Genomic DNA, 13,635 nt, shown 5'->3' with positions numbered 1-13,635 from the left:
CGTTAGAACACCAGATGCTTGGAAGAATAGATATAACCAGCTGTAGCAAAAATTGACCTACAGTACTTAATTAATCTAGTAAGAACACAAAAAAAGCAGCTGTATAGGCTGCTTTTTTCGTCCGTAAATAGCTTAAAATTAGAGCTAACTATTTATTATGTCGTTTGTTAACTTCAATCTTTATGAACTCCGGCAAATAGTTGGGAGTACATCCTTTTGATACTTTTTCATCTTTGTAAAGACCCGTTTTCTCGCCAATTTTAATACAGCGTGCACGATTCTTTTCATCATAAACGCCTATCCAGCCTGCGGTGAAATTCATAGCCCATTGTACTTCCGGTTCTTCCTGCGAAATATTAGCTTCTAACGCAGATAGCAAGTCTTCGGTGTTATCAGGCGGTGTTTGTCCAGTCCATCTCAACCGTGCTTGATAATACCAGAAAGCTCGCCTTTGTAGAGCAGAAGGACTAGTTTCCCATGACTCCATCAATGCAACTGTCTTCTTATCTTTATTGAGCTGATTAGCCATTAACCAATCCATTAAGTTATTTCGCTCATCAATCGTGTGAATCTGCATATCCTTATCAAGCTTATTCAGTACATCTTGTGAAAGAAGTTTTTTGTCCATAATTAGGATTGCTAAAAGTCTGGGCAAATACTCTTCGCTTGACCATAGTTCCATAGCTAGTTCGTGATCCTTTTTTATGACCTTCGCGATTTTTCGTAAATCGCCCAGCTTGGTTTTACTATCGATCTGAGATAAGATGTTTTCTGCTTTTGAAGAGCGTTTTATTTCTGCAGCTTTATTTTCGTTCATTTTATACCACTCCTTTTTTAACACTTTTTTAATATGTAGTTGACGTTCTATTTTTTATCTCCAAGTATAGTTCGAAAACTTTACAACTTCAATTAATGCCTTTGAGTTTTTCCCACTCACTTAAGTACATAGTTGGTGAGTTCTCAGGCTCTGAAGGGAGTTTGCAGATAAATTCTAATGAATTCCCATCGGGATCATGAAAATACACCATAGCATGAGATTGATCTGGCATTACAATTGGCTCAGCAGGTTCAAATCCGAACTCTTCACACAGATCAATCCCCCTTTGCTTTAACCATTGCTTTGCATTTTTCAAATCCTCAAGATTCACTTTAAACGCTATATGTCTTAAGGATGGATGGTAATTTATATTAACACTTTGGTCATTTTCCCATAAACCAATCCAGCTATTATTCTCTACTATCCAAAAAAACGCTGTCCTCTCATACCTGATTGCTAACTTTAAGCCTATGCCTTCGTAAAATTCAATTGACTTTTGTAAATGACTAACTGGCAAATGCGCTTCATATAATCCTCTAATCATTTTATATAACCTCCTTACATGAAATTTTACATTTCTATGAGATGATTACCTCCAGGCATAGTTTGATATCCCCTGCAACTTTAGATGTAGGATTAATAGGAATCTCAGTTTGTCCAAAAGAAAAAGCTGCCGATTAGCAGCTGATCTTGCACTTAAGCATCCTTTCGTTCAACAGGCAAAGGTTATTTTTGAGCAGGATTTTTTAACCACTCGTCATTCCGCTGAAAATATACTTCACTAGATTCCCTATGGATATGGTAAAGCCATTTCAGGCATATGGATTGGATTAAAATATTGAAGTTCAGCAGTCTCATTATCGATTGGATATAGTTCACCACTCTGCCACTCTGAATAATGCATTCAAACATAAAGACGTTATACTCCACTTGATGACCAGTAGGATATTGATATCGAAAGTCTTCCCCGCCAAATATACCTAATAACTTCTTGGGTAAAACATTTAATCCTGTCTCTTCCCATACGTCTCGAATAACTGCTTCAGCAGGTGCTTCTCCAAGTTCAATGGCACCAGCAGGAAGACTCCACTTTTCACCATTTCCTTTGTATGGTAATAAAATTTCTCGCAAATCGTTTCGAACAATCCCTGCTGCACAGGGCATAAAGATTAGTTCATTCCCTACTTTTTCTCGGAGTTTCTTATAGTAATCTGACATTCCCATTATCTAACCACCTAGAGTTAGTTATTTCTTTATAAATTCTCTCCGGTATATAAAGGACCAGTTTTTTCTTCACCTAAACTTCCCTGAGTAAGCAAATTGCTCTATTACTTTATTAAAGAGTACATCTTTAAGTCTTTATGTTCCCCTTTAACATACAAAACTTTTCTGTTTATACCTTCAAATGACATCCCCAACTTTTTCATAACGCGCTCTGAACCCTCATTTTCTAAGAAGCATCTTGCCTGAATACGAACTAAGTTCATACTTTCGAACCCAAAAGTGGTGATTGCCTCTGCTGCTTCCGTAATTAACCCTTTGCCCCAGTATTCTTTTGATAAGACATATCCAATTTCAGCACTATTGTGTCTTGGCTGCCACCAAACAAAATGAACTGTTCCAATAAATTTACCGCTTTCTTTGAGCTCTATCCCCCACGGGGCATCATATTGAGGCAAAAAGTTATTTATAAAGTCAATTGTATCTGTTAATGAAGAATGTGTATCCCAGGTTACATATCTTGTTACATCTTCATTCGAGGCATATAAAAACATATCTTCTGCATCATCTAAGGTGATTTTTCTAAGAATGAGACGTTCCGTTTCTATTTTAGGTATATCACCAAATCTTTCTATCATATTCATGAATTCACCGCTTTACAAAATATTACCTGGTGCCCTGGTTAGCAGTCCCGGTTTATTTCATTTCAATAAAAGGAGTATTTTTACCTGCTTAACGCCAGGCTTCCTCTGAACCGCCTATAAGGTAAATTACCAACAAAAAAATAGCGTTAATCCAATCCCACCTGGATAAACGCTGCCTTCTTCTTTATCTGTTCCAACTGTTTTGCAGTTTTCGAATAAAAATAATTTGACCAATATGATAGGCATTATGGGTTGTTGAATTACTCAGAATATGCCACCATTTAGCCTGTTCCGGAAAACCGATTACGTCACTTTCTATTTTATCTGCGGATAATAAACCATCCCATTTTAAAAGTACAGCAAGCAGCGTTCTTTTTAAATCATGAAAGGTGGTATTTTCCGGAATTTTAAAACTCTCTTTGTTATCTGCAATGGAAGGGACAGCATCCATGCTGGATTTCATATACCTGGTCTGCCAGCATTGATTCCAATATATTAAATGCTGTACAATCTCAGCAATACTGGGACAATTCTCGTTTGGCTTCCAAAATGCCTGTTTTTCTGTTAGATTTTCCACGGATTCTGAAAAAGGCTTATACCAACTGGCATCATTGGCATTCGCCAGAAATTGGTCAGAAAGAAGATCTTTTATGTCAGCTATTGTAATCACTCCTCATAAGTTCTCATTTACCTTTTATATTATTCTATATATTTACTTTGACACCCTTATAGTAAAAAGATACTTTTAAATTTCTTAATATTAGTAAGCCATTCCTATTATTTTTTTGAGTTGTTCCTCATTTTCTTTTATATTCACTTGGATACTTAGATGTTTATTCAGCCTAAGAATTTCTGGTACCATGCTACCCATTGTTTTCATAATTTGATTAGTGTTACGGCCACAATCCCAGCTTTCCAAGAGCGATAATTGCCAGCCTTTCAATTTGCTTCTATTCCCCTCAATTTTAGACCAAACACCGTAGGGGCTATCCAACTGCTGTTCCATCTCCATAAACCAGCCAGAAACAATTAACCAGCGTACTCTATCTAAGTTAGATAAAGCATAATAATTTTCATTCCTCATAACCGCACGGTAAGTTTCGTGTATTAAAGCAAAGAGTTTGCCTCGCCAAAACTCAACTTCCTCCGGTGATGGTTTATACACCTCAAATGATGAGTCATTAATCACCACACTAATCATGTTATTTGGGTCATAAAGAACTTTATATCCCTTTAACCAAATAGACGGTTTAACCTCCTCAGGCGAATGATACCAGCTATCTACCTTTACAAAAGAATCGTAATGGGTAACTATAACTGGGGAAGAAGGATGGAAGTCTTCATAAAATAAAACATTTCCCCATTTTCCAGCTCTATTACCTTTCTCTTTAATAAAATCCGCTTTCTTTTCAGGAGTGACAACAGTGTGTAAATCAATATCTGAGTAATTGTCAAAGTTCCCTCTCGCCAGTGAACCTGCTAGATAAATAGCCAAAACATTGGAATCTGATGTAAGATCATTTAATGCGTTTTCCAAGAGAACATCCCGATATTTAGGCAGTGATTGATCTCTTTCTAAATGTTTGCTTACAAAGCCCACTCTTCTTTCACCTGCCCCTTTAGCACAAATAGAAAAAAGCTCCTTGATTAGCAGCTGATCTTGAGTATAGGCACCCGTAATTTTAAGTAAATGTATGCATAATAATACTTCTATCTTTACCCATAAACGGATTAAAGGATTATATCAAATATTCTTTGATAGCCAAAGGGCAAAACTGAAGCAACTAAAACACCGATAACTATATAAGATGCTGCTAAAACTCTAAATTTAAGAACGGGTATTTCTTCTCTTTTATAAGCAATACTTAAGACTTTAATCATAAAAAAACAGTAATAAAAATAATCATAGCTGAAAAAAGACTGGTTAAAAATACTGGCATTTTGCGCCTCCCATATAAGACACTCTATTTTCTATATTTACTTTTAAATTCTCCGAGGATGAATTTAATTCCTTTTTTATCACCTTATTCTGTAACAACCTTCTCCTCTCTTGTATTAAAAGAAAAAGCTGCCTTATCGGCAGCTGCTCTTTAATTAGCAACACAAGCAGGAGCAATAAAAAGGTCTAAAAACGTATACTAAGCTTTCTTCTCCCACACTTTAGTATAGAAAGACATAATAACCCAAATAGCAGCCGGAAGTGTGATTGCTCCAATAAGCATATACATTAACATGTTAAATGTATTGCCATTTGCATATAACAAAATAAAAACAGCTATTAAGAAGACCAGAACTGGAATAGTCTTTATAAGAACAACTAATCCATTTTTTTCTTTTACCTTCCATTTGTTCTTGTACGTCGCGATTACAGTCCAAGCTGCCGGAATGGCAATGGCAGTGAAAATAACAGCTATTGCAAACAGTATTGATTGAACTAGAGCGGAGCTTAGCGCTGCTCCAACCCATGCAAGAACTGTTACTAAAATGAACGGGATGGCAAAATAATTCATAGTATGAGCTAAATTTTCATACTTTTCAGCAGATGTGTCACGGTCGCTATAAATCGGTTTTGTATTAGGTTTCGCTCGAAATAAATGAATATCTCCTTCTGAAGCAATATGCGACCATCCAGAAGCTGAAAAAAAGGCAAAGTATTCTTCTTCATCCCCTTTTAATGAACGGTAATCTACACTGTAGATATAATCTGCACTTTCCCCTTTTTTCAAAGTATATCCCATACCTTTAAAACCACTGACATGCCAGCCTTTCAATGAAAAACGGCGTAATTTTTCCATATCCTTATCCTCTGAAAAAGCTAGCCCGCCTGACATGATATACTTTGTTTGTTTCATTCTTCCCCCTCCTTCAGTCCCGATTCTGCTAAGTGAATCATCAGTTTCCTAATCTTCACATCTTCTTCTAATACTTCCCTGCCCTTGTCAGTAAGCAGATACGTCTTTCGCCTTGAATCTGACCCATCATGCAAATAAATCCAGTCTTGATTTAATAATTTTCTAATTATCGTGTACATTGAAGCAGGTCCTATCGTAATTTCTCCTTTTGTTGTTTCCTCAATTAAGCTCATAATGGCGTAGCCATGCCTTGGCTTCGTTAAAGCAGCCATAATGTAAAACATCGAATCCGTTAATTGCTCCGTTTTCTTCAATCCATCACCCTCTATATCTCATTAAGATATATCACTATATGATACATGTATCTAAAAACAATATATCATCATATGATATATATGTCTAGAGTTATATCACATAATGATATATAAAATTTTTGTAATTTGTATTTTATAATTAAAAAAGAGCCCTTAATATGGTTCCCCTCTAAATCTTCAAACACATGATTTTATTTTTCAATACAAAAAAGCTGCCTGCAACGACAGCGACAGAATTTGTTCGAAAATGAAAGAGATTAGAATAAATATAATGAAAGCATGAACTAATCAAACTGTAACCGGAATAGCAAGTGAATTCCAATTACTTTAGAGCTTCAACAAAATTGCCTGTTAGTTGAAGATTAAGTCATTGTTTCCTGCGCGTTATCAAGAAGATCCTAATTGTCAAAAGATCTTGATTGTTTTTCGCCTTTTATGGAAGTACAATTTCTCGATTTAGATAGGGGTTCTGCTTTCTGAAAAATCCATTAACATCATTCTTATGAATAAACATGCTTAAATACCCAGTTTTTAAAGGATTGATATGCTTGTTCTTGTAATGGTGCAGGGTAAGACATTAATACAAGCGCAACCGAACATTGCCCTTTTGCAAGTGCTGGTTGAACATACCCCCACTGACTAAGGCTAAAGCCATTTCGTTCATAAAAATCCGCTCTTCTTTTTTCGATTTCTCCCTCAGGCGGTTCGATTTCAATCACAACAGGTTTTTCATGCTGCATAAGAAATTCTTGAAGAAGCTTCGACCCTAAGCCGCCATTGCGAAAGCCTTCTTTAACTGCAAAATGCTCCAGGAAGATAAAATCAGGTCCTTCCCATGCAGCAAAAAAAGCAGCAAGCTCGTGATCTTTTTCATAAACATATATTTGATAGTTAGGGTGAGAAAGTAATGCACGTTGTGTTTGATAGGGCCTATATTCATCACGAGGGAAGGAGTCTTCCATTAATTGATAGAAGCTTTCAAATTGTTCTTCTTGTAAAATTGTTAGCATTTGATTCACCTTACTGACTTTTTATTTTGTTATTACTCGCGGAACTTCATGGTGATAGATGCATGATGTGCACGATCTACATAACCGTATTTGGTTCGATTGTTTAATAAATAGCTAAAGACATTATTGTAGGATTACCTCATCGCCAACCTTGACTTCACCAAAACGTACAGCCTTTGCCCAAACGCCGAATGTTCCATTATGATTATTAACCAGGTGCCGGAGGATTCGATCATCCTCTTTTAAGTCCTCTTGTTGATTATTCACCATTACACACCTTGGAAGCAGAGCAGCCACTCTCAGAATAACATTTGGTCCGACTTTAATTAATCGGTCAATCCAATCATCTTCCAGGTATCCCGGGGCTTCTGTATCAATTAAAAAGTTTGCCCTAAAACGGCGAATGTCTGCCGGCTCTCCTAATTCCTTACTCAACTGACGCAGTGCGGAAGTTGTAATGATACTGATTGGTCCCTCATCAAAATGAGAGATAGACTCTTCTCTTGACAAGGATACTTGAACCCCAAGACACTCAGTCAACTTCTCATTTATGACATGGTTATCAGCTCGATATTCAGTTCCATCAGGCATCTTAATGATTGGAACAGTCCCCTCATATCGAGACTTAAATTGAAATAACCCATCCATCCGCTGAAAGCGGCGTGTTGTCTTCCCGCTGCCGAACTTTCCATTTGTGTTTTTTATTGCCCACAGGCGATCTCCAATAAGACCGCGCTCATCAACTGAAGCTTTCGACAATGGCTCTCCCAGAATTGATTTTACCGGAAAACGGTACATTTCCTTCAAACTCCCTGCTTTATCATTCAAAGCCTTACCCCCATGTTTCTTTTGAAGTATTTTTTTCTCTTATATTTATTTTATATTCTTCTTCAAGAAACCTGCCTTGTTAGTCAATAATAATTCAAGGGCTTGATCTTTAAAGACTAGCGCATCTTATTGAGCCAATTACTAAGTACGATCGGCGCGCCACCATGGTTCAATATTTACACCCTGAAAAAAGAAACCCTCCCTTATTTAAGGGTGAGTTTCAAAGGATTGTTCTCTTATACATACTAAACCAATTGGCAAACTAAACCCAACTCAATTCAGCCTTTATAATAATCGGCAAGAGCCGTGAACGCAGTCTTGGGTTCCCAAGGCATATCCGGGTATGTGCGGCCGAGTCGATCTTCAAGCACCTTTACCACTCCGTAACTAGCCAAGTCGAAGTCTTTGCTGGGATTGCTGCGGTGTGGCAGGTCGTAGCGAGCGAAGGTGTTAACGAATGCAGTGTCTACACCTTCCGTGTTGAAAATGTCCAGCAGTTCACATAAGTATCTGGCTTGTTCCGCCTCATCCCGGGTGTATTCGCCGTTCAGCCGGATTGGCCTGCCGTCCTCCCCCCACTCGACGATCATATCTCCGCGCCCGCCTCTGTCAGCGGCTCCGCAATAAGTGGTGCATCCGAACTCGGTTATCGCGACAGGCTTTCCTTGCGAGACTAAGGCACGGACGCCATCGCTAAAACGCTCTGCGTCCTCTATGAATCAATAGCCAGCATCGGTTGAAATGAAATCAAAAGGTGTCCAGTCGACGCCTTCAAACGGGAGCGATGCATAGCTGATCTTCCCGCCAAACCGCTTACGGACGACTCCCACAGCCTTGTCGAGAAAGGCGTTGATTCGGATAGGGAGCTCTCCAATAACCTCTCGCAGTTTATGTGGCGCAGTCAGAAGCTTAACCCTCTCTTTGAAGGTATCACCTGGAAGAAGGCCGGCAGTAAACAGGCTCAGTTCGGATCCCGTTACAAATACTATTTCAGCACCCTGCTTCCGTAGATGCTCGGCGTGTTCGGCACAGTCTGCGAGGATGGCAAGGAGCTCATCAGCTGTCAGATCACATGTGAACGGACAGAGCCAGATGTCCAGACCGGCGTTAGCAGCATGGTCAGCCGCTAACTTCAATCGTTCTGGATCTCCTCCCGTAATGCGCACTGCTGTACAGTGCAGATCCTCTCGAATAATCCGCATTTCCCGCTGGACAACCTCCGGATCAAACTGTTCACGGGTAGTTATTCCGGCATTAATAAAGCCGGTATCGTAGGTGATTCCTTTTCCCCGCATGATTCTTTCCCTTTCTTATCAAGATCAATGTGTAACTCAGCTTTCTTGATGTAGTCAGCAAGATGTCTATCCAGTCCAAGTCTCTCCCCTATTTCAGGATTCTCTTTATAATAGTGGGCAGCTGCTTTGGTTAAATCGGAATCCCCAAAACTCAACTGATTGAATAATTCAGCCCATTGTTTCACCAATTGTATAACCGTCAGATTCTCAGGCGGTATTCCCTTCTCATATTCACAGCGAATCTTTGCAGTTATTTCTAGCCATTCACTGACCATCTGCTTTCTTTCCTCTAATCCAAGCTGTTTGAACATCTTTTCCTGTTGATCCTGGGTAAAGTATTTATCCTTACTCCTATTGATCACTTCAATTAAGTTTAGGAATTGCTCTGACTCCACTTCCTGCTGACTGTTAAGCAATTCATAAATCCTTTCCAAACGGCTGCACAATTGTTCTTGAATCTGTATTGACTCTCTTACACTTTCCAGCTGTACTTTTATCACTTCGGCCGGATTCAGCTTTGGATTTTCCATCATCCTCTTAATCTCTTCTAAGGCAAAACCCAGCTGCTTAAGTGACATAATTTGCTGCAGCCTGGAAATATCTGTTTCCGTATAGATTCTATGTCCCTTTTCAGAAGACTTCGAAGGAGTAAACAAACCAATTTTGTCATAGTGATGGAGCATTCGTACCGTGAGTCCAGTTTGCTTAGCTAATTCTCCAACTTTCCACGTTTTTTTATCCATTATCAACCCCTCTTTTCATACAATTATTTTCACTGGCAACATTACTATACAACCTGACACCGTGTTAGGTTCAAGTACCCTTTTTAAACTTTTTGGGCAGACGGAACTTAATTTAGTCTTTGTTAAATAGTATTGGTGTTTTTCAGGCAAAAAAATAGAGGAACGTCTGATTTGGGCGTTCCCCTTCTTCTTACCAGTGTACTTGAAGTTTATTGCCATTTGGATCATAAAAGTGGAAAAAGGCATGACCATTATCTTCTTTTATATCCTCCACCTTAACTTGATGATCCCTTAAGTGCTGATGAAATTTAGATAGTTCTGGACTAGTAAAACCAATGCTGAATTCTGGTTCATTATCCAATGTAAAATGGGCAAATGTTTCATCTGGGGTAGGGACTAAGATAAGTAAGAAAGGTCCTTCATTTACTTTTATAATGGCAAGTTCCTTAGTCTTGTTTAGTAACTGGAGCCCTAAAACGTCTCTATACCATTGTGCAGACAGTTCTAAATCTTTTACAGGAATTCTAATATAATGCACTTGTTCAATAAATGAATTACACATAGCTTCTCTCCTTTAGTTAATCCGGTATATTGATACCAGACGCTCCAGCCTCCTGAAATCGCCAGAAGTATCAGTAAAAGATTGCGTTGAGAACTAATCCTGGAGCTGGAGCCAGTAAATATTAAAGATAACGCCAGCACCAAAATTCCGATAGTTAACAGCCCGAAAATAATCGGATGAAAGGCTGAAGAAGATCTAAGAATGGGCATTCACTGAAAAAGGTGCTGCAAATTTAGACTATTTTTCAAGTAACCTTTTTATCGCACACACTACAACTTCCGGTTCATCATTTTGTATATAGTGAGCACTGTTTTCAGCAATTACCAATTCCCCATCTGTAGATATTTCAAGAATCTCTCTCTGCATTTCATTCCATAACTTTTGTGATTCCATAGAATAATGAGCTTTCTTACCCGCTGAAAGAACAATTAATGGTACATTTAGCTTTTGTCTAATGTCTTTTAACTGCTTTAGGCTTTCTACAAATTCGTCATAATTTCCTTCGTATACGAATTGTTTGTTATAGGCTTGTTGAAAATCTAGTGACATTGCAGGGAGAAAGCGCTCTCTATAATCTTCTGGAGTTGAGTCAACCAAGAGCAGGCCATGAACTTCATTTGGATATTCTGCAGCAAACATCCGCATATTTACTCCGCCAAATGAATGACCTACTAATAATAGGGAGGATTAATCCTGGCTTCACTAAGCAGTTCCTTTAATTCCTTTACCATCTCCCGGCTGGTTCTGGGATTAGAGCTTGCTTCACTTTTTCCAAGTCCGGCTCTATCATAAACTAGTACACTGGAGAGCATTGAAATCTCTTTGAATACTGAATTCCAGGCCTTAGAGTAGTCTCCATATCCAGCATCCATTATGACTGTTGGTTTTCCGTTATTTTCCCCTGCCAATCTAGCATACAGTTTACAATTACTTATAGGTATAAGCAATTCCTTCATTCCTCTCATTCTCCAACTATCCATAGCTAAGATATAATTAATAGGGCCCAGGCAGCTAACCTGCCCCGTTTCTATCAAAAAAAGCCACCTGATTCGGCAGCTCGACTTTAACAAAGAATAGTGCCCCGCCATTTTGGGATCAGTCACCTATTTTCAGGGTCTATGAAATTTTTAAGTAGGGCTGCAACCTGGTTGTTGAATGGGAAATTCCCCTGTCTCACCACTTCTTTTAACCTTTCAAGTGCTCTTAAGGCCTCGACCTTTAATTCTTCAGAATACCCATATTTAATACAATTTATTTCAAACTCATCCTCATCAACTACTGTCCAACCTTTATTCTTCTCCTGAATAAAGTCTAAATCTAAATCAACAAAACTTATTTCTTCATTATTAAATAAGGATGGTTTTGCTACATTGCAATAAGCAGATACAACTTTTCCATCTTCAACTTCCATCGCAGCTGTGAACCATTCTTTTAAAGAAAAATACTCTATAGAAGTATTATCAATAGTAAAAACAGTATTTTTGGTATGGTGAATTAATTTGCGGCCTGGTTTACACAGCACAAGTAAATAATCTGAGGTGTGAGAAATTAATTCGCCTTCCCATTCATAGTGAAGAATATTAGGGAATTTAAGGGATTTAATTTTTACAGCTTTGCTCAATATAATCATCCTCAAAAAAAGATTCTAACTATTTCGCATGATAATAGGAGAGTCGCCCAATTGATAGGAGTAAACCTTTTAATTAAAATCCTGAATTTTACATTTATTTCTCAATTTATCATAATAAAAGCTTAATGATAAGGATCGTTTCACAATAGTCAAATAAGAAAAGCCACTTAGATTATTGCTTAAATGATAACCCTTCTTCTTCTAAGGAGGCTCTCATAATAGGCAAGGAAGCTGGCCCAATGCCATGAATTTTTAATATCTCTTTTTCTGTGTAATTTGATAGTTTTTTCAAAGTGTCTATTCCTTGGCCAGTCAGTGCATTCCTTGCAGGAGCACTGAGTTTCGAAAGGAAGCCGCTTTTTGGTTTATTCTCTTTATCACATGTAGGGCAGCTATTACACTCACTGCTTTTATAAAACCTATGTCCCTTTTCACAAACCCTTAAACTTTTATCTGCTTTCAAAATCATTCCTCCAATCATATTCTATTCCGGTGTTATCTATTATGAATTGTATATTAATTATACAAACTCGACAAAAGCATGAATATAAAAAAAGATCGGCTTGAAATGGACAGCCGATCCTTGATATTTTTCATATTGTTGCTGCTGCAGCGTATTTCTCTTCTAATGTCTTTTTTAGGTAGGCAGCTAATTCGAGCATGCCGTACATTCCGGCTTTCTCTTCCGCCTCAGAGTTGTAGTTTGTATTTGTATTTATATCATACGTAAATATGTCACCTTCAGCATTTCTGATAAATTCAATGCCGGCTACTTGAATACCATTCCTGGCCAAAACCTCTTTGTATCTATCCAATATTTCATCCTCAAAATCTTCAATGACCTGAAATTTAGGCTTCTCTTCTGCTTCTTCTCCTGCAGGACAGAATAAATCGCCAATCTGGCAGGCGTCAGCTGGACAAAGTTCGAATCCTTCGGAAGTATCAACCCTGACTGCATAAACAAAGCGGCCTCCAACAAATTCACAGCGCGTGATATAGCTCTCTGGAGATTGAATATATTCCTGAATAAGCGTAATGCCATCGACCGGTTCTTCGAAGGAAGGGCCTTCCACATAAGTCTTCAGGGCTTCAATACTATGGAATAATTGAACACCCAGACCTTTGCCGGCACGATTATGCTTTGTGATAAACGGATGTCCGGCAAATGCTTCAGCTGCCTTAAGGATTTTTTGTTTTCCAACCGCCGCAATTGTCTTTGGCGTCCTCACACCCGATTTATTCAACTCCAAGTATTGTAAAACCTTACTCACTTCCAGCTTTAAAGCACCCGTTCCATTAATCACTGTACGCCCATGCGCTTCAAGCCAAGCCAATACTTGTCCGGTTAATTCAGCCGCAAAACGGTGATCACGGGTATGTGAAGATGCGCTCATCCGACTATAGAAGATACCTTCCGGGGGTTCTGCCGATAAATCCAGCGTTCCTTCGTCTAAATGCCATTCCTCATAAGGAACACCCAGTTCCTCTAATCTTTTTGACAGATGGACTGTCCACTCACTATTTTCATGTATAACATATACTTTGCTCATGATTCAGACTCCTTTCTGGCTCTTAATTTTGTTCTTCTATTTTTTAAACATCTACTTTTCGTATCATTTAAGTAGGATTTACAGGTTTGAAAAAACTCTCCATCACTAATAGGAGAGTTTTTTAACCCTATTCTCATATGTCAAGCGCTGCTCCTGATGCTGAAGCTTC

The 13,635-nt window shown here is 38.4% G+C and carries 16 protein-coding genes and 2 pseudogenes; all 18 read right to left on the bottom strand.

The genetic code is table 11. From position 1 onward, the window contains the following. Positions 1-148: 148 nt before the first annotated feature. Positions 149-817, bottom strand: a complete 669-nt coding sequence (locus AC6CHU_RS17495) for a DNA alkylation repair protein (RefSeq protein ID WP_159862274.1) — start codon at positions 815-817, stop codon at positions 149-151. Positions 818-905: 88 nt separating this feature from the next. Beyond that, the gene (locus AC6CHU_RS17490; RefSeq protein WP_159862275.1) at positions 906-1,361 is read right to left on the bottom strand and encodes a VOC family protein; all 456 of its coding nucleotides are present in this window, start codon (positions 1,359-1,361) and stop codon (positions 906-908) included. Between the two features lie 246 nt (positions 1,362-1,607). Further along, positions 1,608-2,041 (bottom strand): annotated as a pseudogene (locus AC6CHU_RS17485) (NUDIX domain-containing protein). 104 nt (positions 2,042-2,145) lie between these two features. Next, on the bottom strand, positions 2,146-2,682 hold the full coding sequence (locus AC6CHU_RS17480; protein ID WP_159862276.1) for a GNAT family N-acetyltransferase: 537 nt from the start codon (positions 2,680-2,682) through the stop codon (positions 2,146-2,148). Positions 2,683-2,866: 184 nt separating this feature from the next. Continuing rightward, entirely contained in the window at positions 2,867-3,343 is a 477-nt protein-coding gene (locus tag AC6CHU_RS17475; protein ID WP_159862445.1) for a DinB family protein, read from the bottom strand. Between the two features lie 99 nt (positions 3,344-3,442). Then, positions 3,443-4,282: a nucleotidyltransferase domain-containing protein gene (locus AC6CHU_RS17470; protein ID WP_159862277.1), complete on the bottom strand. Its 840-nt coding sequence runs from the start codon at positions 4,280-4,282 to the stop codon at positions 3,443-3,445. A 538-nt stretch (positions 4,283-4,820) separates the two neighbouring features. Further along, positions 4,821-5,534: a DUF2812 domain-containing protein gene (locus tag AC6CHU_RS17465; RefSeq protein ID WP_159862278.1), complete on the bottom strand. Its 714-nt coding sequence runs from the start codon at positions 5,532-5,534 to the stop codon at positions 4,821-4,823. Beyond that, a complete protein-coding gene (locus AC6CHU_RS17460; RefSeq protein WP_498122516.1) occupies positions 5,531-5,848 on the bottom strand; it encodes a PadR family transcriptional regulator in 318 nt (105 codons plus the stop codon). Before AC6CHU_RS17460 ends, AC6CHU_RS17465 begins: the two co-directional genes overlap by 4 nt. A gap of 500 nt (positions 5,849-6,348) precedes the next feature. Further along, entirely contained in the window at positions 6,349-6,858 is a 510-nt protein-coding gene (locus AC6CHU_RS17455; protein WP_498122546.1) for a GNAT family N-acetyltransferase, read from the bottom strand. Positions 6,859-6,981: 123 nt separating this feature from the next. Then, positions 6,982-7,686 (bottom strand): MOSC domain-containing protein, encoded by a 705-nt coding sequence (locus AC6CHU_RS17450; RefSeq protein WP_498122515.1) that lies wholly within the window; start codon positions 7,684-7,686, stop codon positions 6,982-6,984. A gap of 278 nt (positions 7,687-7,964) precedes the next feature. Then, positions 7,965-8,276, bottom strand: a complete 312-nt coding sequence (locus AC6CHU_RS17445; RefSeq protein ID WP_498122514.1) for a hypothetical protein — start codon at positions 8,274-8,276, stop codon at positions 7,965-7,967. A gap of 129 nt (positions 8,277-8,405) precedes the next feature. After that, positions 8,406-8,981: a hypothetical protein gene (locus AC6CHU_RS17440; protein WP_498122513.1), complete on the bottom strand. Its 576-nt coding sequence runs from the start codon at positions 8,979-8,981 to the stop codon at positions 8,406-8,408. Further along, positions 8,930-9,724: a MerR family transcriptional regulator gene (locus AC6CHU_RS17435; protein WP_236566114.1), complete on the bottom strand. Its 795-nt coding sequence runs from the start codon at positions 9,722-9,724 to the stop codon at positions 8,930-8,932. Before AC6CHU_RS17435 ends, AC6CHU_RS17440 begins: the two co-directional genes overlap by 52 nt. Positions 9,725-9,914: 190 nt before the next feature. Next, the gene (locus AC6CHU_RS17430) at positions 9,915-10,286 is read right to left on the bottom strand and encodes a VOC family protein (protein WP_159862284.1); all 372 of its coding nucleotides are present in this window, start codon (positions 10,284-10,286) and stop codon (positions 9,915-9,917) included. Positions 10,287-10,523: 237 nt separating this feature from the next. Next, positions 10,524-11,251, bottom strand: a pseudogene (locus AC6CHU_RS17425) (alpha/beta fold hydrolase). Positions 11,252-11,385: 134 nt separating this feature from the next. Continuing rightward, positions 11,386-11,907, bottom strand: coding sequence for a DUF402 domain-containing protein (locus AC6CHU_RS17420; protein WP_498122512.1), 522 nt, complete (start codon positions 11,905-11,907; stop codon positions 11,386-11,388). 181 nt (positions 11,908-12,088) lie between these two features. Beyond that, positions 12,089-12,385 carry an RNA polymerase alpha subunit C-terminal domain-containing protein gene (locus AC6CHU_RS17415; protein WP_396398451.1) on the bottom strand — a complete coding sequence of 99 codons (297 nt, stop codon included), beginning with the start codon at positions 12,383-12,385 and terminating at the stop codon, positions 12,089-12,091. 124 nt (positions 12,386-12,509) lie between these two features. Further along, the gene (locus tag AC6CHU_RS17410; RefSeq protein ID WP_159862287.1) at positions 12,510-13,466 is read right to left on the bottom strand and encodes an ATP-grasp domain-containing protein; all 957 of its coding nucleotides are present in this window, start codon (positions 13,464-13,466) and stop codon (positions 12,510-12,512) included. Between the last annotated feature and the right edge of the window lie 169 nt (positions 13,467-13,635).

It is taken from the genome of Cytobacillus sp. GQ23 (assembly GCF_059758675.1).
The sequence above is the reverse complement of the archived record's forward strand: the minus strand, read 5'-3'. Positions and strand labels throughout refer to the sequence as shown.

Coding starts and splice junctions, on each gene's coding strand:
- AC6CHU_RS17455 (WP_498122546.1), bottom strand. CDS start 6,858: ATGCTAACAATTTTACAAGAAGAACAATTTGAAAGCTTCTATCAATTA.
- AC6CHU_RS17495 (WP_159862274.1), bottom strand. CDS start 817: ATGAACGAAAATAAAGCTGCAGAAATAAAACGCTCTTCAAAAGCAGAA.
- AC6CHU_RS17465 (WP_159862278.1), bottom strand. CDS start 5,534: ATGAAACAAACAAAGTATATCATGTCAGGCGGGCTAGCTTTTTCAGAG.
- AC6CHU_RS17435 (WP_236566114.1), bottom strand. CDS start 9,724: ATGGATAAAAAAACGTGGAAAGTTGGAGAATTAGCTAAGCAAACTGGA.
- AC6CHU_RS17410 (WP_159862287.1), bottom strand. CDS start 13,466: ATGAGCAAAGTATATGTTATACATGAAAATAGTGAGTGGACAGTCCAT.
- AC6CHU_RS17430 (WP_159862284.1), bottom strand. CDS start 10,286: ATGTGTAATTCATTTATTGAACAAGTGCATTATATTAGAATTCCTGTA.
- AC6CHU_RS17445 (WP_498122514.1), bottom strand. CDS start 8,276: ATGATCGTCGAGTGGGGGGAGGACGGCAGGCCAATCCGGCTGAACGGC.
- AC6CHU_RS17480 (WP_159862276.1), bottom strand. CDS start 2,682: ATGAATATGATAGAAAGATTTGGTGATATACCTAAAATAGAAACGGAA.
- AC6CHU_RS17490 (WP_159862275.1), bottom strand. CDS start 1,361: ATGATTAGAGGATTATATGAAGCGCATTTGCCAGTTAGTCATTTACAA.
- AC6CHU_RS17440 (WP_498122513.1), bottom strand. CDS start 8,981: ATGCGGGGAAAAGGAATCACCTACGATACCGGCTTTATTAATGCCGGA.
- AC6CHU_RS17415 (WP_396398451.1), bottom strand. CDS start 12,385: ATGATTTTGAAAGCAGATAAAAGTTTAAGGGTTTGTGAAAAGGGACAT.